The 17,980-nt window shown below is 38.0% G+C and carries 19 protein-coding genes and 1 pseudogene; 11 read left to right on the top strand and 9 right to left on the bottom strand.

Annotated elements, in window-relative coordinates; translation table 11 throughout:
- Positions 1 to 24: 24 nt before the first annotated feature.
- Positions 25 to 1,413, bottom strand: a complete 1,389-nt coding sequence (ptsG, locus tag C9J12_RS06075) for a glucose-specific PTS transporter subunit IIBC (protein ID WP_107241903.1) — start codon at positions 1,411 to 1,413, stop codon at positions 25 to 27.
- Positions 1,414 to 2,004: 591 nt separating this feature from the next.
- Between ptsG and C9J12_RS06080 the strand changes: the two genes are divergently transcribed.
- Complete coding sequence (locus C9J12_RS06080; protein ID WP_227876288.1) at positions 2,005 to 2,730, top strand: SDR family NAD(P)-dependent oxidoreductase; 726 nt, start codon at positions 2,005 to 2,007, stop codon at positions 2,728 to 2,730.
- Between the two features lie 87 nt (positions 2,731 to 2,817).
- Here the strand turns inward: C9J12_RS06080 and C9J12_RS06085 are convergent, their stop codons facing one another.
- Positions 2,818 to 4,179, bottom strand: coding sequence for a BamA/TamA family outer membrane protein (locus C9J12_RS06085; protein ID WP_107241905.1), 1,362 nt, complete (start codon positions 4,177 to 4,179; stop codon positions 2,818 to 2,820).
- An 80-nt stretch (positions 4,180 to 4,259) separates the two neighbouring features.
- Between C9J12_RS06085 and C9J12_RS06090 the strand changes: the two genes are divergently transcribed.
- The 4 genes from C9J12_RS06090 (at position 4,260) to efpL (ending at position 6,568) form a co-directional block, all read left to right on the top strand.
- A complete protein-coding gene (locus tag C9J12_RS06090; RefSeq protein ID WP_107241906.1) occupies positions 4,260 to 4,679 on the top strand; it encodes a VOC family protein in 420 nt (139 codons plus the stop codon).
- A 66-nt stretch (positions 4,680 to 4,745) separates the two neighbouring features.
- A complete protein-coding gene (locus C9J12_RS06095; protein WP_107241907.1) occupies positions 4,746 to 5,327 on the top strand; it encodes an HD domain-containing protein in 582 nt (193 codons plus the stop codon).
- 135 nt (positions 5,328 to 5,462) lie between these two features.
- Positions 5,463 to 5,741, top strand: coding sequence for a hypothetical protein (locus C9J12_RS06100; protein WP_011218624.1), 279 nt, complete (start codon positions 5,463 to 5,465; stop codon positions 5,739 to 5,741).
- Between the two features lie 251 nt (positions 5,742 to 5,992).
- A complete protein-coding gene (efpL, locus tag C9J12_RS06105) occupies positions 5,993 to 6,568 on the top strand; it encodes an elongation factor P-like protein EfpL (RefSeq protein WP_107241908.1) in 576 nt (191 codons plus the stop codon).
- Between the two features lie 130 nt (positions 6,569 to 6,698).
- On the opposite strand, the gene C9J12_RS06110 is transcribed toward efpL, so the two are convergent.
- The gene (locus tag C9J12_RS06110; protein ID WP_107241909.1) at positions 6,699 to 7,328 is read right to left on the bottom strand and encodes an HD domain-containing protein; all 630 of its coding nucleotides are present in this window, start codon (positions 7,326 to 7,328) and stop codon (positions 6,699 to 6,701) included.
- Positions 7,329 to 7,493: 165 nt separating this feature from the next.
- On the opposite strand from C9J12_RS06110, the gene C9J12_RS06115 reads away from it, so the two are divergent.
- The gene (locus C9J12_RS06115; RefSeq protein ID WP_107241910.1) at positions 7,494 to 7,820 is read left to right on the top strand and encodes a hypothetical protein; all 327 of its coding nucleotides are present in this window, start codon (positions 7,494 to 7,496) and stop codon (positions 7,818 to 7,820) included.
- Positions 7,821 to 8,224: 404 nt separating this feature from the next.
- Here the strand turns inward: C9J12_RS06115 and C9J12_RS06120 are convergent, their stop codons facing one another.
- Both C9J12_RS06120 and C9J12_RS30620 read right to left on the bottom strand, forming a co-directional pair.
- Positions 8,225 to 8,500, bottom strand: a complete 276-nt coding sequence (locus tag C9J12_RS06120) for a hypothetical protein (RefSeq protein WP_107241911.1) — start codon at positions 8,498 to 8,500, stop codon at positions 8,225 to 8,227.
- 533 nt (positions 8,501 to 9,033) lie between these two features.
- Positions 9,034 to 9,204 carry a hypothetical protein gene (locus C9J12_RS30620; protein ID WP_011218619.1) on the bottom strand — a complete coding sequence of 57 codons (171 nt, stop codon included), beginning with the start codon at positions 9,202 to 9,204 and terminating at the stop codon, positions 9,034 to 9,036.
- 277 nt (positions 9,205 to 9,481) lie between these two features.
- Between C9J12_RS30620 and C9J12_RS06125 the strand changes: the two genes are divergently transcribed.
- A complete protein-coding gene (locus C9J12_RS06125) occupies positions 9,482 to 10,381 on the top strand; it encodes a chemotaxis protein (protein ID WP_107241912.1) in 900 nt (299 codons plus the stop codon).
- Positions 10,382 to 10,747: 366 nt separating this feature from the next.
- Positions 10,748 to 10,957 carry a transcription antiterminator/RNA stability regulator CspE gene (cspE, locus tag C9J12_RS06130; RefSeq protein WP_011218617.1) on the top strand — a complete coding sequence of 70 codons (210 nt, stop codon included), beginning with the start codon at positions 10,748 to 10,750 and terminating at the stop codon, positions 10,955 to 10,957.
- A gap of 126 nt (positions 10,958 to 11,083) precedes the next feature.
- On the opposite strand, the gene C9J12_RS06135 is transcribed toward cspE, so the two are convergent.
- The gene (locus C9J12_RS06135; protein ID WP_107241913.1) at positions 11,084 to 12,388 is read right to left on the bottom strand and encodes an inosine/guanosine kinase; all 1,305 of its coding nucleotides are present in this window, start codon (positions 12,386 to 12,388) and stop codon (positions 11,084 to 11,086) included.
- Between the two features lie 195 nt (positions 12,389 to 12,583).
- Positions 12,584 to 13,285 (bottom strand): DUF2786 domain-containing protein, encoded by a 702-nt coding sequence (locus C9J12_RS06140; RefSeq protein WP_011218615.1) that lies wholly within the window; start codon positions 13,283 to 13,285, stop codon positions 12,584 to 12,586.
- Between the two features lie 278 nt (positions 13,286 to 13,563).
- Here C9J12_RS06140 and C9J12_RS06145 point away from each other — a divergent pair, with 278 nt between their 5' ends.
- A complete protein-coding gene (locus tag C9J12_RS06145; RefSeq protein WP_107241914.1) occupies positions 13,564 to 14,550 on the top strand; it encodes a hypothetical protein in 987 nt (328 codons plus the stop codon).
- Between the two features lie 112 nt (positions 14,551 to 14,662).
- Here the strand turns inward: C9J12_RS06145 and C9J12_RS06150 are convergent, their stop codons facing one another.
- A complete protein-coding gene (locus C9J12_RS06150) occupies positions 14,663 to 15,106 on the bottom strand; it encodes a DUF411 domain-containing protein (RefSeq protein ID WP_107241915.1) in 444 nt (147 codons plus the stop codon).
- A gap of 843 nt (positions 15,107 to 15,949) precedes the next feature.
- Here C9J12_RS06150 and C9J12_RS06160 point away from each other — a divergent pair.
- Positions 15,950 to 16,312: a helix-turn-helix domain-containing protein gene (locus tag C9J12_RS06160; RefSeq protein ID WP_107241917.1), complete on the top strand. Its 363-nt coding sequence runs from the start codon at positions 15,950 to 15,952 to the stop codon at positions 16,310 to 16,312.
- A 152-nt stretch (positions 16,313 to 16,464) separates the two neighbouring features.
- Here C9J12_RS06160 and C9J12_RS06165 read toward each other — a convergent pair whose 3' ends face one another.
- Positions 16,465 to 17,184 (bottom strand): phosphatase PAP2 family protein, encoded by a 720-nt coding sequence (locus tag C9J12_RS06165; RefSeq protein WP_107241918.1) that lies wholly within the window; start codon positions 17,182 to 17,184, stop codon positions 16,465 to 16,467.
- Positions 17,185 to 17,399: 215 nt separating this feature from the next.
- Between C9J12_RS06165 and C9J12_RS06170 the strand changes: the two are divergent.
- Positions 17,400 to 17,837, top strand: a pseudogene (locus tag C9J12_RS06170) (Gfo/Idh/MocA family protein); the annotation flags it as partial.
- Between the last annotated feature and the right edge of the window lie 143 nt (positions 17,838 to 17,980).

Here is a 17,980-nt window from a genome sequence, read left to right on the forward strand (position 1 = left end):
GGCTAAAGTCCACTCAGACTTTTATTATGCTAGCACTTCTATTTGACCTTTAATGATCTCAGAGTGTGTGCCAAATACCGCTTGGTAGTTATCACCTTTTGCGAATACACCTGCCGCACCGAGTGCTTTTAAGCGTGGAATATCGACTTTTGAACTATCGAATACCGTTACACGTAAGCGTGTAATACAAGCTTCTAAGTCTTTGATATTCTCTTTACCGCCAAATGCCATTGCGATGTCTTGCGCTAAACCATCTTTAGATGTATTTACAGCAACACTCATTTCTTCTTTATCTTCACGTCCTGGTGTTTTTAAATCTAACGCTTTAATTAAAGTAACGAAAACTAAGAAGTAAATAACAGCGTAAACAAGACCGATAACAGGTAGTAACCAGCCATTGGTTGATTGACCGAAAAGCAGCGTGAAGTCGAATAAACCGTGGCTGAATGTTGTACCGTGCTTAATACCAAGCAGAATCATTACAACGAATGCAGAACCAGCTAACAGTGCGTGTGCAACATAAAGAACAGGTGCTACAAACAAGAAAGCAAATTCAATTGGTTCGGTAATACCCGTTAAGAATGATGTTAGTGCCGCAGAGCCTAGAATTGACGCGACCATTAACTTATTTTCTTTTTTAGCCGTTACATACATTGCAAGACAAGCAGCTGGTAAGCCAAACATCTTAAACATGTAACCACCGGCTAGATTACCAGCGGTAGGGTCACCCGCAAGGTAACGAGGGATTTCACCTTTAACCACTTCACCAGCAGCTGTTGTAAATTCACCAACTTCGTAGAAGAAAGGAGCGTTCCAAATATGGTGTAAACCGAAAGGAATTAAAGAACGTTCAACGATACCGTAGATACCAAATGCGACTTCTGGTGATTGGTAAGCAGCCCATTCAGAGAACGCTGCGATACCTGCACCAATTGGTTGCCATATTAATGCTAAAGCTCCTGCAACAACACATGCCGCTAAAGAGGTCACAATGGGAACAAAGCGTTTACCACCAAAGAAACCAAGATAGGTAGGTAGTTTAATATCATGATATTTATTAAAGAGTTGCGCTGCCACTAACCCCATAATAACGCCACCAAATACACCTGTATCAGTGCCTTCAGCGACAACACCTAATACACGTGTCATGGTTAAATAACCTAATGTTGCTGCAAGTGCTGCAACACCATCATTTTTAGTAAATCCAAGTGCAACACCAATGGCAAATAGCAATGCCATATTCGCGAATACACCTAGACCTGCTTCTGTCATTATTTGTGCGACAATATCAGGTAAGAATTTTGCGACTTCCGAGTTACCGCCAATTCCAAGTAAGATACCCGCTGCTGGCATACAGGCGACTGGCAGCATGAGGCTGCGACCCATTTTTTGCATTGTACTGAATATGTTCATTTGAACTCCATCCATTATGAACGTAGAAAGTATATCTAGAAAACTAGATGATTAATTATTTGTTTATTAAAAGGTAAAATTATTTATTGCTCATTAAGGCATGAGCAATAATAAATATAAATTAGATGGTTCCTTATATTAATAAATCCTGTTTATTAACATTCCGTTTTTGTAGCTTGTATTGATTTTCTTGTGCTAATTGCTTTTATTGTTATTTGGTTTTATTTTTCGTTTTCAATGGAATCTATATTACGGGGGTTTTATTTTTATTTACGAGTTGAACGTCACATTGGACGTAAAGAAGCGTAACGAAAAGTAACATCTAATAATGCCAATGTAACCACTGTGTAACGTGCATACCGTTTATTACTTGCAGCGTTAGATTTTGATAAGTTTATTATGAATAATCGTTACCTAACCTTACATTCTGTTTTGAACATTATATGGCTTAAGTCATGTCAAAAAGGTATTGGGCAACCCCTACCTTTGCTTAAAAGACAAAAGCCATTTGTTCATAAGCATATAGGCAGCGTTAATGGCAACAATTATTATGTCGTCTAGCAAATAATAACAATGAAAGAGAGAAAAGAGATGACTATGTATTCGAGCCAAATTAAAACCGCAACTGTGGCGGCATGCTTTTCTGTAACGGCACAAGAGATTATTGCGCAATTGATTGAATCTGGTGCTCAGGTTGTCGGCTATGGGCGAGTAGGGGATGAACTGCGTGCGAAGGATTTAGAAAATAAATATAACGGTAAGCTCACTGTACTTCTTGGTGATTTAACTGACGAGGAAACGTGTCGTGCATTCGTGGCTAAGTCACTTGATATTTTGGGAGGTTCAATTGATGCTCATTATCATTGCGCGGGTATTTTTTTATGGAGCACATGGGAAGATGCAGAGCCAAAAGATATTGAGCGATTGTTCAGCGTAAACTTCACAACAGCTTGGATGTTAGGGCGTGAAATATTCTCTGCTATGAAGCAAAAAGAAGCGGGATCTATTATGTATGTTTCTGCCCGAGATACTATTCGTAATGTATCTTATGGTTTTGGTCCTTATATGGCATCTAAACGTGCCCTTAATGGATTAGTAGAAAGTCAGGCGGCTGAGGGTGTTCAATATGGCATAAAAGTAAATGCTGTACTGCCTACGATCATTGATACAGAAGTAAACCGAAAAGGAATGCCTGATATCGATCATAATGAGTGGGTAAACCCATCTCAGTTCGCTAGCTTAATGATTGAATTGACTCAGCCAGCAAAAACAAACCTGACAGGGGCATTAATACCGGTACAAGGGAAAATGCTTTAGATACAGTTTAAGGCTGGTTGTTAGCATAACTCTAATAACGCAATAAGGTGTTCTTTGGTGGGTTTATAGTAAAAACCAAAGAGCCCTTTAAAATGGTTGATTAAGCATAACCCACATTGCCGACCCTTCTTCACCAAAAGCCATTTCAAAACGGACAGGCACATTAGCGGCTAATGCACGTAGACTGAAACCAACATCGTATTTCATGTCAGTGAGTAATGAATCGAGTTCATACTGTTCTGCGACGCGTCCCACTTCAATATAAAAGACCGTTTGAAACCAATCTATAGGAAATGGACTCCATGTGTTATCGCGTAAAGGGTTAAAGTCTGGAATTACACGGTATTCGACGGTGCCATATAATGCTGCTTTATCATTAAACCGGTTACTATCGTAAGCACGCATTCTATTCCAACCACCTAAACGGGCACCTTCCCACATGGGGGTTTGATGCTTATCTAATACACCACCGCCTTCCTGCAAACTTTCTGACTTATCCCATGAGGGAGAGTAAGCACTCCAGACATTAAATGCGATAACATTTTGTCTCGTCCATGAAAAGTCATCAAGTTCTATATAATGCGCATAATCAAGTTCAATTGCATTCCAACTTTGCGTTGAATTTCCAATACCAAAATCGACAGAGAATTGACCATTAAAACGATATCCTCTGGCTGGGTTTGCGGGGTAATCGGTATTATCATGCTCAAGATAGAACCTAATACCATTCGTATTTATTACGGGTTCTTCAGCAAATTTATCTGCTGTCCATTTGGAGTAAAACAGCTCAGTTCCTAAAATTGTTTGCCCTGTTGAAAAAGGAGTACCACCACCGATATTATCTCTATTAACGGCGATACCGCGATCTAATTGAATAATGGGTAGGGCATTATCAGTACTTTCTCCCCAAGGTAGAACATAACGAAAATCGGCTTCAAACCAATTGCTATAACCTTGAGTCTGCAAAGGAGAGGTACTCTTCGGATCATTCGATTCCAGATCGCGAATGGAATCATTACTGCCATCGAGGTATAGACGCTGATTAGGGTAATACGCATAGGCACCGAGCATCGTGATGAATACGCGATCTGTGAGTGGTGGTTTGTAGCCACTTACAGTAAACATAGCGCCAGCTGTGCGTTCTTCTTTATTATCACCATCAATTTCATTTGTGACATCAAGCTCTTCACCTACGAATATCGTTGCCACCATTGTCATTTGTGGCTGAAGATACCCATCAAATATCCCCACAGCTCCGGTCGTTAGCCCCATACTGTCAGAACTGAATATATAGGGTAATACCACCCAAGAACTTTGCTTTTGATTGTGATGGTTAATTTTTTCTACAATGTATTCGCTTGCGTAGGTTTGCTGTGTAGCAAAAACACTCAGTGTTAAAAACGTCAAAGACAGTTTTTTTAAACAGTGTAAGACGAAAGTATTTTCCATGATATCCATATCTATGTGGCGACTTAACGTTATTGGATAAGTATAGTACTGTTAAAACAAAGATTAAGGTTGATGATTAAATGAAACAATCAATTATTCATATTGCGCTAGTAGTTAAAGATTACGATGAAGCGATTGATTTTTATGTTAATAAATTACAGTTTGAGCTGATTGAAGATACCTACCAGCCAGAACAGGATAAACGATGGGTTGTTGTCTCACCTCCTGGCTCTAACGGGGTGGCGTTACTGTTAGCACGTGCATCAAAACCAGAACAGCATGACTTCATTGGCAATCAAGCGGGTGGGCGTGTTTTTCTATTCTTAAATACTGACGATTTTTGGCGAGACTATAACCGAATGGTATCTGAAGGTATTACATTTTTGAGACCTCCCCAAGAGCAAGATTATGGAACCGTTGCCGTATTTGAAGATCTATATGGTAATCGCTGGGATCTGCTTCAAATGAATGATGACCACACTATGTCTAGCAGAATGTAATACTCTATATAGCACATAATACTTGTATATCTAATGTATGAATCTGAAGCCAAGGATGGTGTCTTAATGAAAGAAATTACACAAATTCTCGATTTTATCGTTGAGATCGAAAAGTTAAAATCGGTTATTCGCAATACTCGGCCAGTAGGCCTGGAACGTTATGAAAATTCTGCCGAGCACAGCTGGCATGTGTGCCTTTCTGCTTTAATGCTCAAAGATTATGCTAATGAGCCCGTTGATATTAACCGCGTAATCAAGATGCTGCTTATCCATGATTTAGGCGAGATTGATGCGGGCGATACGATAATATACGCCAGTGAAACAGTTGAAAATAAGCAAAATGAAGAAGCTGGATTAAAGCGTGTTTTTGACTTGTTACCTGATGGGCTAGGTGAAGAATATTTGTCGTTATGGCATGAGTTTGAAGCCGGTGAAACGGCGGAATCTAAATACGCTAAGGCCATTGATCGTGTTCCACCTCTACTGCATAACCTTCAAGGTAATGGGCATAGTTGGAAAAAGCACAATATTTCTAAAGAGAAAGTCTTTTCATTAAATGGACGTCGAATTTCAGACGGAAGCCAACAACTTTGGGATACCCTTGAAGTAAAGCTACAGCAAGGCGTTATTGATGGCTTGCTAAAGTAAAATTGTTTGAATATTCATTGCATTTAAAATATTTGAACTCTATCTTAATCCTCTCCTTTTTATTTGTTTTTTATATGTTTTTGTATGAACATACAGCATTAAAGTTATGATATTAATGATAAAGGTGTAAGTAAGATGAGTAAGTTTCAATTTTTCTGCAAACCTGATTCAAATCGAAAAGAGTTTACTTTTTTGAATCCAACCTCAGATACATTTTTACAAGAAAAAGAACAGTTACTCATGCAGGGTTTTGAGGTGGAAGATGACTATATTTATGCAGAAACTGAGGGTGAAGCAGTAGAAAAATTCAAGTCGAACTTTGTCTATGTTATTGAGGAATATCACGCATCAAACCCTATCACTGCGGTTGTTCATTTTTTTATTGAGTTATGGCGCAGCATTGGGAAAAAGTAAATTCAAAACATCAGTATGAAGTACGTCAGGATCAAGATCAGCTGAAGGCGTTACTGCATCGTTTATTCATTGAAATTGGCAAATGACATATTATCAAGGCACGCCGTAAGAGCTCGAACATTCTGTCGCCATGTTTCTAATTGTTATGCGTAAAGATGGTGAATTAATCAGCGCTTATTACTTTCAGTACTTGCCTAAAATCCAGTTCATGCTATTTTCCACAATACGATTTATTTTTTGGAATATTGATCATGCCAAAGGCTAGTGAAATAAAGAAGTTTGCAGCTATCGAACATAACGGAAAAGTGTTTTTAGTTAAAGATATTAAGAAGCTAACACCGAGTGGTCGTGCTGGTGCAAGTCTTTATCGTATGCGTTTATACGATGTGGCAACTGGTTCGAAAACAGATGAAAGCTTCAAAGCTGATGAAATGATTACTCTGGCTGATTTCCGCCGTCATTCTGTTATGTTTTCATACATCGATGGTGATGAGTATGTCTTCATGGATAGCGAAGATTACACGCCATATAATTTCAATAAAGAAAGTATTGCAGAAGAGCTGCTTTTCATTACCGAAGATACACAAGGTCTGCAAGTTCTGACTGTTGATGATTTGCCAGTAGCCATCGAGCTACCAGCAACGGTTGATATGGTTATTAGTGAGACAGATCCTTCAATTAAAGGCGCATCGGCGAGTGCTCGTACTAAGCCTGCAATTATGTCTACAGGTTTGTCTGTTCAAGTGCCTGAATACATCGCATCTGGCGAAAAGATTAAGATCAACACCGCAGAACAGAAGTTCATGAGCCGTGCTGATTCAAAGTAATCGAATCTAAACTAATTTGAAAGTAGAGTGGCTATTCAGCACTTTACTTATTGATCAAAAGCACCGTATTGACGGTGCTTTTTTATACCCAAGTTACCTATAGCAATTGTGTCCCGTCTGAGTTTTTATTCTAAACACCGATTTCGTTTTGTAACTGAGCAAGAAAACCCTTCATATATTCTGTTCTTATCTGCGCTTCTTTTTCGGCCGTTTTCGTATTCATGGTGTCTTTGAGCTTAAAAAGCTTGTTATAAAAATGGTCGACAGAAAAGTGTTTATCATCATACTGACGGTGCTCACAGAATGGGTCATCATTCGAATATAAGTTTGCACCAAATGTAGTACCTACCTGTATGCATCGCGCAATACCAATAGCCCCTAAAGCATCAATTCTGTCAGCATCTTGTACGACTGCTGCCTCAATAGTTTTGATGTCGATGTTGGCACTATAACTATGCGCCTCTATAGCATGCTCGATGTCAGCGTAAAAACGCCCAGGGTAGTTGATCGACTTTAAGTAAGTAATGGCTTGCTTTGCTGCAAATTGAGAGCCTAAATGTCTATCAGGGTGGTTCTTTGGTAAGGAGACACAATCGTGTAACCAAGCGGCAGGAATCACGATGTCTAACGATGCCCCTTCTTGAATGGCAAACGCTTTTGCTGAGGCAACAACCCGTTCTATGTGATTGATGTCGTGCGCAGGATCAGCAGCCATTATACTTACTACGATGTTTTTTAATTGTCGTTCTACTTGCAGCATAAATCAGTATACCTTTCTTATTCTTTCGTTAGAAATATACCATTATTGTGATGAATAATTTAAACAAGTCATTGAGTCTTGTCTAGACTAACATTAAGTGACAAGAAAAAGTTATGAAGTTGTGGTTAAACAAATAGATAGAAAGCGACTCAAGGAATAAAAACTATGATGAAAGCAAGGCTCATTTTTATCGCTGTACTGTCATTATCAGCTATCGGGTGCACAAGTGCTGATTATGATAATTATAAATTCTTTCCTGAGGAATATGTTACTAACGTTAAATATGACAGTATTTATCATTATGGCTATAACCAAGGCTGTGAGAGTGCGTTGAAAGAAAAGAATGTAGAGGATACCGAGTATCAAAAGGATGAAACATTTGATGGCGGGTTAACTCGATTTAATGATGGTTGGGATGCAGGTAATGCGGCATGTAAAAATGGAATGAGGAATGTTATGTATACATTAAAGCAGTCGAGCACTGAAGGTTAATTGTCTGACGAATAAATAATTTTTTTCGTTGTAAATCTACTTGCATCATCCTAATAATTTTACGTCATCGAAAGGTGACGTTTGGTTTATTTTTTTGCTGGCGTTAACCGCTTATATTAAGTTCTCCTCGTAAAGTGGATAATATTCCACATTCATTCAACATTGTAATAGAATTATGAATATTTGACGACTAAATGAAAGAAAGTTTATTATCATGAAAAATTATAAGTCTTACGAGATAAAGTATATTTTAATAGCAGATTTTAATTTGAAAGTGTATAAAAAATAGGCTCTAAAAAGAGCCTATTAAACGAGTTTATCAATCAGGTTAATGTCGAAATCACCTAGCCAGATTATTTCTTGATCGTTTTTTTCTGATATCAATACATCGAATTGCTATCATATTACGCTGCTTTTGACTCAGTCAGAGCAGTTACTTGATAGTCTTGAAAGTTGATAGGTACAGCCATATGTACTTCAGATAACAGCAAATAAGCACTTTCGTTCATTTCTACAACAACTTGTAGGTGATGTTCAATAGTGTTTTGTAGTACCTGTGTAGCTTTAATATTCTCCTGAGCCTTCAAAGGAGAGTAGCTGTTATTACCAGCGTAGATCCACATATTGAAAGGAACTTTACTCCTTTCAAGTTGCTCGACAAAGTTAGCGATGTTTTTCATAAAAATCCTTTTTATAAACCAATATAATAATATTGACAGTTCTTATTATGGGAATATTAATTAAATTTTCAATTAGAATTGATCTACTTTGTGCGTTAATTGAGAGGTCGGAAGGTTTTTCAACTAATTTTTGCAGTATGAAATACGAAATCAAGGTGAAGTTGTAAGAAATGGTATATTTGCTACTGATTTAATGTGAGCTTGGTTATTATTTTTCAGAATAGATAAAGCCTTACTATCAAACGGGTTTTATATAATTGAGTGTTGATTAAGTTTGTGATTTTTCACCAGTTTATCTAATAATATTAAAGTGCTTTTTATAATTCGCCTGTATATGCAACAGCTGTCTTATTGTGGCGGGCCGTAATGTTTAATCGTTATTTTTAAATAATTAAACTTGTAAGAAAGAATGCAACCATTTATTACTGAATAGCATAGAAATATGAAAAGCCAACATTTGTCAGCTTTTCGTTTTGTTGTCCATAATACTTACATAAATGTTTATAAAGATACGTTGAATATTCTGTACGATTTTATGGATAACCGCCTTCCTTTTTGTCTGAGTCTTGTTGTATTGTCCAATGTTCATTGGGATCGTAGTTCTTGTCACAGATATCGATAGAAAAGCCCATATCGGCGATTTCTTTCAATGTTAAGTTATCTGCTAATTTGGCGATTTCTCCAACTTTATTACGTAGTTCCATATCGATCCATCCTCTTTGAACAAGCTATAGCACCATCTTAACTATAGTGTGAGTTTGTATAATTTTCTGCCTGATGGTGGAGCTGTAGCGATACGTTAGAAAATTCTGGTGGCTACACAGATAGTGACTTAGTACGGTTTGTTATTTTGATAATTCATGCATAAGTTATCAAAATTGACTTAATATCTATAAAATCAATAACCTTAATTCCTATAAGTCCTTTAAACGGTTAAAATAGATTTCTATGTTATCGGCTATGTAATTACGGGATCGACTTATGATTAAAAGCGCAACCAACCAGTCTCAAGGGATGTTGCTTTTTCAACTCACACTTAACCAATCTTTTGCGATTGGAACGTTGAAAGTGAAAGAAATTGTTCCTTACACACCGCTAACTGTTATTCCGCATTCTCACTCTACCGTTTTGGGTGCTGCTACTTTGCGTGGTCAAACATTCCCTGTAATCGATATGGCTAAAGCTGTGGGCTATCGAGCGTTAGTTAAGGAGGAAGTAAAAGACTGTTATATTATCATTACCGATTGCCAACGAAAGCTAGTCGGTTTTATGGTGCGTGGCATAAATAAAATTACAGAATGTAATTGGCATGAAATTGATGCTCCACCTGTATCGCTAGGCAATAATGTGTTTGTTACTGGTGTAACAACAGTTGAAGATAATCTTGTTCAACTTCTAGATGTTGAATTGTTGATGTCAAAGATCTTCCCTGAAGACCCAAGTAGCCTTAATCCTGTACTAACAGATATCGAACGTGAAATTTTACGCCCACTTAAGATTCTATTAGTCGATGATTCATCTGTCGCTCGACGTCAGTTATCACAAGCATTAGACAGTATTAGTGTTCCTTACTTTATATCAACGAATGGGAAAGATGCTTTAAGCATGATGAAACATGCAGCGGATAATCATGATCCGTTTCAGATTCTAGTGAGTGATATTGAGATGCCAGGGCTTGATGGTTATGAACTCGCTTTTGAAGTAAAAAACACCGATAAACTGAAAAGTATCTACATTATTTTACATACCTCCTTATCAAGTGAAATTAGCGTTTCTCAAGCTCATCAAGTTGGTGCGGATGAAGCACTCACTAAATTTGAAGCTAACGAGCTAATACATGCAATGTTGCGTGGTGCAGAACGCCATGCTGTTATTGCTTAGCATACTAATTAGAGATATAGAGAAGAGGGGCGGGTCACTTTTGTTATTATTAAACTTTTACATTTTCGGTTAAGCATTTGATAATTAAAAGTTACTTGTGTTCCTCCTCTGTTTTATAGCGTATTATTGCGGCTAAAAATGGATTTGTACAAAAATTAAGCTGTACAAAAAGCGAGCAGGTGGTATTATCTCGCTCAGTTCTTCAGAGAGTTATTACATGCAGCATCAAGTACAAGTTAAACCTACAGCTACAAAAACGTTATCGTTATGTACCTATATGTTTCCTTTTATTTAGCGTAACAGTGTATAATTCAACAGATTATCACGTCGCATATGCGACATTTAAATATTAAATAAGGGACACACATGTCTAACACAACTGGTATCGTCAAGTGGTTTAACGAAGAGAAAGGTTTCGGTTTCATCACTCAAGACAACGGCGGCGCTGACGTATTCGTACATTTCCGTGCAATCGCTTCAGAAGGCTTTAAAACGCTTGCTGAAGGTCAAAAAGTTTCTTTTGAAGTAGAGCAAGGCCAAAAAGGTCTTCAAGCTGCGAACGTTGTAGCTATATAATTCTTTAATTAAAAAGAAATTGATAAAAGGTCGCTTAGGCGGCCTTTTTTGCATGCGTAATAAAAAAGGAGCTTATTAGCTCCTTTTTAATGGGGTTTTCTTAGGTAGAAATTATAATTGGGCGAATTAACGCTCCCAATATGCTTCTTCAAGACAATCTTCACGCTCTGGTAATCCACGCGAAAGGCGAGGGGCGTGCTGAGTTAGTACTTCATAACTTACGCGGTTAGAGTACTGACAAATCTGTGAAAAAGAAGAGTATGCTAAGAATTGAGCTGTGTGCTTACTTGAATTTGGCACATTAGCTTTGTGGTAACAATTTGCAGACATATCGTGCAGTAGTGCAGATAACGCGGCATCACCAGCACCATTGGTATTTTTAATTTCAACAGGACCCCCAAGGTATGGGGCTATGTGTGAATAAACACGGATAGGGTTTTTACAGCTGTCTTTGATCATTGGTCGGCTAAATTCATGCTTATTGAATTCAGCAATACGGCCAGGTAACAATGGAAGTGTTGACTCACGCTTTAATTCATCGTCACAGTAACCTGCCATGTATAAGCCAACTGGTCCCGCAGTACAAAGAACCATATCAACCCAATCTAATGCTTTATCTGCAGCGATTAAAGGATCTTTTTCACCCGTTAATGCTTCAGCTTCTTCTTCGTTCATCGCAACACAGGTGACGTGTTCTTTTAAGAACTCAATCCACCATTCTTCTTTACCTTCGATGACGTATTTAGTGCCCAATGTAAGTACAACTGGTACATCGTGCTTTTTTGCGTACTCAATAGCTTTAAGTGCAGCGCTTTTCATTGGGTCGGTTGGCTTACCACGAACCAAGTATGAAGACAGCACAAGGGCTGATGCTTTTTCAAATGCGCACTCAGGTATGCTTTCTGGGCGAAGCTGGTTCATTTGACCTTCGTTTATTGCGAAAGTACGTTCACCATCTTCACTTATCAGCGTATAACAACGACCAATAGGGCCATCGACAGGTTGTAAATGGTCTAAATCCATTCGGCTTGATGTATTACATAGGTAACGATAAGCGTACGAACCAATCTTAAGATCTTGGCTCATTACACCTAAAAGAATTGATTTATCATCAGCTAGTACGGAATAGTTGTGCAGTGTGTTACCAATGGTATCACCTGGGTATTCGTGGCTGATCAATTTCCGTTCTTTTAGTTCAAGGTAAAGCAATTCAGCTTTATCTTCATCAAGAACTAAAGAGTGACCTTTACTCAAAGCATGTCTTGCTAAGAAGTCATCATCAACGCGTGCTTCAATATCAACAATGGTTTGACCAACACCAACAGGGTGTGTGCGTGCTAGTGGATTATCTTGTTGAATTTGAGCTACTAATGGATCACGGGCATTAACTGGGAAATAATGCTTGGATTTACGCTGACCAGGAAATTTCATGTGTAAAGGCTACGGGATTCATGGGATTTTGTTTGATGTTAACATAAAAACGAGACATCTCTCTCATTTCATTGCAAAGTGATGATAAATTATGGCTTTATGCTTCTTTTTTAAACGTTAGCAAAAAGCCGTAACAAAGTACGGCTTTTTAATGGCTGCTAAACCAATGAAAATGTATTGATATTCTATGATGAATTATTTGTCTAGCAGCTTATAATCTTGTTTAGTCGTTGAGCTACCAACAGGACGATTGACTGAAATAGCGCGTCCTTTTTTCATTCCCTTTTCGTAATCGTCTGTAATTCCCTTCATTGCTTCTTGTAGCTGTTGTTTGAATGTTTCGCGATCTAGGTTTTCAAACTGCTTGTCGATGTAGTTTGACATACGTTGTTCATGATCATCGTCAGTATTTAAAACCGGTAACTTTTCAAGTGCACCTTCCAGCCATCCGGCTAAAAAGGATGCAACACGCCGAGCAACTTCTGCTGTACTTGTTCCTGTGCCCGCAAAGCTATTTCGGAATTGACCTGTTTGTTGATTCATTTCGCGGTAAACAATATCAAACGCAAAAGCTGCAAAAATGGCTCGTTCAGCAACACCAATAAACTCTGCTTTTTTTAAACCTTTATGGTTGGTAAGTACACATTCAACTCCGAAGCGACGATTTATGCCTCGGATAATTTTAAGAATTTGCGTACTCACATCTGAAGGTAATAAGGTTTCAGATTTGGTTTTGCCCATTTTGATGAATTCGATATCATCTTGATCTAAGCCGTATTTTAGCATTAGACGGTGTGCCATTCGAATAGCTTGCGCTGCTTCGTTGATGTTCGCAGAGTTACCCAGCTCTAGGCATTTAGCTATTTTTTTCAGCGCCTTTCGCTTCTGTTCAGACATTCAATCACACTCTTATTCAAAACGGGCACATATTTTAACTTTTTCCACGGTACATTTGCAAAAAATGAATGTCTTTTTTTTAAAAAAATACGAGATATCTGAATAAGATCGCTCGGTGTTGTATGGAAAACAAACAGTAAATCAGTGAGGTAAAACAAACTTAGTCATTAATGTTGATTTAATCGAGAGGGGATCAGCATAATAGGCTAACGTTACGCACTTACTATTTGAATCTAAGCTGTTCGTATTGATTCTTAAATGCAGGATAATAAGCCATTATGATCGATGACTATCAGTCTATTGATGTTCCTTTTGAATTCCGTCATACCTGCTGGTTTTGCGGCGAACCGTACTATAAATCATATGCATTTATGGCATCGCCTAATTACGATAATCAAATGTCACCCATTATGATCCCAGCTTGTCAGGAGTGTTTTACTTTTAGTAAACCCCTTAAGGTGAGTAGCTTGGATTTATTGCGTGACAAAGTAAAAGATAAGCTTCATAAGCATTATGAAAAACACCTTCAAATTGGTGTTAATTGGACCAAGCAAGAGCTTGAAGAATCAGAGATGGAAGGTCGAGCATTTGAAGGCTTTCGTGATAAGGCTTGGGTGATGTTTGAAATTGCCAAAGAGCGAGTCAATTACTCTGGATGGGATCTTAGCATTGATGGTATTCCTGTCGTGGGCTTAACAACAGTGTTTCAGTTTGAATTTAACGGAATAGTATATACCAGCCTTGTTCAAGCCGTAGAGCAACTATCTAAGGCTTATAATATCCCTCAACCATACCTTGAAGATGTTGTTGAGCTAGTGGGGCGCACTAAACTGGCTTATGCGATTCGTTTTTGTAAAACAACCTATGGTTATTCAGTCGCTGAACGTGAAACGAGTCTATTGAGTTTAAAAGCGCTACTTGCTGAACAACAAGTGCTTGATGAGCAAATGAACCTGCAACAAAAAACAGACAATGCATTACTGAATGTTCAACTTTCAGCGATTAAGGAATTGATGTTGTACCGCACGATGATTTCACCACATGCTATTCAGTGGGCTTTACAGCGTGGTATTACGACATTGGTAGGGCTTTCTCAGCAAGAAGATGCCTTCTTTGAATTCTTTATGAAAGACTCTGAATTAACGGCGTTTACGTATTTTAATGGGTTACAAATTTATTACGAAAAACGTGAGACAGACCCTGAATGGGCAGAAAATGACGATCCTAATAGGCTGCTATTTGACCGTATTGAAAAGATGAATTGATAAAAAAGCCAGCTAGTTTTGATATGCTTTCTACTAGAAAAATCATTTCTAACTGGCTTTTTCAAAGAACATATCTCAATCAAGTATCGTGACTAAAACAGCTCTACATGTATTACTGATTATGCGTAGACCAAACCATTGTTTTACCATTTTCGTCAAATGCTAAGACTTCATACGGGTCTTTTTGGTCATCATATTCCATGCCAGGTGAACCCATCGGCATTCCAGCAACGGCAAGCCCAATCATACGTGCCGGCTTCTTGTCTAGAAATCGTTTAACTTCATCGGCAGGTACGTGACCTTCGAAGGTGTATCCTTCGATTTCAGCGGTATGGCATGATGCATATTCAGGACGTAGACCCAGTTCAATTTTGATTGGTGTTAGATCTTCTTTGTATACGACATCAAGTTCGAAGCCATTATCTTCCATATGTTTTACCCACTCTTTACAGCAGCCACAATAGGGTGATTGATAATTCGTCCCTTTAATGGTTTGTGCAAAAGATGAAGTGCTAAGTGTCAGTAATACAAGGGCTGTTAGATGTGAAAATTTCATGGCAAATCCTAATTTATTTAATTGTTATCAAAATATAATATTACAAAAAAACAGTGTTACCAAAACACAGTATTGTCTAAATTTTGGTCGTAATTAAATAAATACAGGCGGACGTAAGATAGGTTCATTACGTGTGAAAAGCTGACCTTGGGGTTCAATGAAATGATCAATGTGCGTGTTTTCAGGGCTAAATGAAAAGCTAGGTAATATTGCTATGGGGCTAACTTGAGAGTGACAATCTGCATCACTACAGCATTGCGTAATGGCTGACGACGGTTCACCCATACTTGAAGAATGTGAATCACATATGTCAGTTGAGGATATTGATGGTGAGTCCGTCATTTTGTGCATTTGCATTGTAGGGCAGCACAGCATTGATTCTATGCAATTTGACGGCTGAACAAGGCTTTTTGAGTATAGTAATCCTGCATTCACTGTAGTTGAAAATACAGTGAACAGCATAGCAATTAACACAAATTTTGAGACAAGCTTTCTAAGCATACTCATTACTTTATTCGACCGTTATTACAAAGTACAAAGCGCTAAATCAGACGGAGATTCATTTTGATAGCATCATGATTATATCTTGCTTATATTCTCAAACAATCACTTTGAACCGTTAATTTGAAAGTATTACTGATTTTGGTATGACTTGCTGTCGCACTCTAAAGATTTTAAGCCAAAATTAATACTCAAACAGTTTAATTGCAGAATACAGAGTGATTTCAACGCGTTTACATATTGATTATCCATTCTGAATAAGCCTTACTTTTCCCTGACATTAATGGCTGAATTGTACGTTTAAATATCAGTATAAATAAAAAATGCGCTAGGAATTTGAGTATGCAATACACCGAACAAGACCGTAATATTTTACATGACACATGGATGAGCTATAAAGCAAAAATGCGAATCACTCAAATAGAAATGGCAAAACGGTTAGGGGTAAGCCAGCTTGTGTTTTCTGATATTTTAAGAGGGAAATTACCTCTAGAACATCAGTTTGTGACTCAGTTTTGTGATTTTATTGGTGTCGATCCAGCAATAACACTGCCATCTTTACGTAATAAAGTCGGGGCTTCTATGCCCAACTCGGTCACAGTAAAGAACACGTATATACTTGATGGTGATATAAAAAAGGTGTATTACACTGGAAACCAGCTTGTTGTTGAATATGAACATAACGTAAGCGAAAGTGCAGCGTAAATTGAGCAACCACAACATTATGTAAGTGATACTTTTTGTTGAACAATTTAGAGCTATCTATGAAAGAGCCCTCAAGCAATTTTATTCGTATTAACGAACAATACTGCTTGAGGGCTCTTTGATATTTGTTCTTTATCGTACCTGCTTGAATCTTATTTTGAGCTGGTACTTTCCCATTCTGGTACAAGGCAATATAAGAGCCCAGCGCAGATAATTGAGGTTAACAAATCTAAAGGCCAGTGCATGCCAATCCAAAGACGGCTTGTTCCCACACCTGTTGCCCATAGGGTGATTAGCAACGCAGGAATAATTTGCTTTCTTCTAAAGAAAAATCCCCCCCAAAATACAACACAAATTGCGGCAAAAATCGTGTGTCCAGAAGGCATTGAATAGTTCGTTTCACCTTGCCAATGACGAATGCGCCAGTCGCTCACATTTTCTTTTGCCAACTCAACAACCTGATCTTTCCTTGCAGCATCTAATTGATAAAATTGCTCTACAGAATCAACCAAGCCAAGTTGTTGAAGCTCATAAGTATAAGGGCGGGGTACTTCGGTGATGTGCTTTAAGCCTGTTTTAGCAGCAAAGCTTAGCACAAGTAAAATACCAAATTGTACCCATAATTGAAGCATCTGTTTTTTAGGAAGCTTCATTAAGATAGGAAGGGCACACAATAGCGCTGTTGTTACTAAGAAATATGGGCTACCTGCTGAATTAGTCAGTACTGTATTAAGCAGCCCAATACCGTCGTTGACATCACCCGTAAGCGCTGGGTGTTGAAAAAGAACAATAACCGTGGTCATTAAGACAGCAAACACAAGTAGTGCACTTAGCCCCGGGATTTTTTTTGCGATAAAAGAAGATACTAGCATTTGATTATTTTTTTCGTTGAACAGACGTGAATGGTATCAGAGGGTAGACTTCACAAAGTAAAAAAAGTGTCATATTTTGTGATTTAAAATTCCCATGAAAAATTTTAGGTCTACAAATCATATTTTTATGCTTGTTTTTATATGAAATGGCGATTTGTGATAGTCTCATTTTGTTACCACGCCGTTGTGGTTCGCAATGAAAGAGATGAAGAATAATGAAAATAGCGGTTATAGGTTTAGGTGATATTGCGGTTAAAGCATATTTGCCAGTACTAACGCAACGAGAGGGTATTGAGTTAGTTTTTTGCACCCGTAACGAACAGCGATTAAAACAGTTAGCGAATACGCATCGAATTACTGAATTTTGTACAGATTATAAGATGTTAATCTCACATCAATCGACTAATGGCAAGCGTGGTATCGATGCCGTCATGATTCATAGTGCAACATCATCGCATTATGAAATTGCTCAGTTCTTCTTATCTCATGGTATTCCTGTATTTGTCGACAAGCCTTTATCTGATTCTTATCAAGAATGTGAAGCGCTATATGAAATAGCAGAACAACAAAAGCAACCTTTATTCATGGGTTTCAATAGACGTTACATACCGCTTTATAATACCTATCTAGATGGTGTACAACGACATGATTTGGAGCAATCTTCTTTGTTGCATATTTTCATCCATCCCGATCGCTCAATAACACTGATGCCGATCAGCCAATACCATTCATGGCGATCACCTAATAACATCGATGCCGATCACTTTGGTTAAAAATGTTATTGAGCGATCGACTT

Origin of the sequence: Photobacterium frigidiphilum (assembly GCF_003025615.1) — a bacterium.
In the GTDB taxonomy this organism is placed as follows: domain Bacteria; phylum Pseudomonadota; class Gammaproteobacteria; order Enterobacterales; family Vibrionaceae; genus Photobacterium; species Photobacterium frigidiphilum.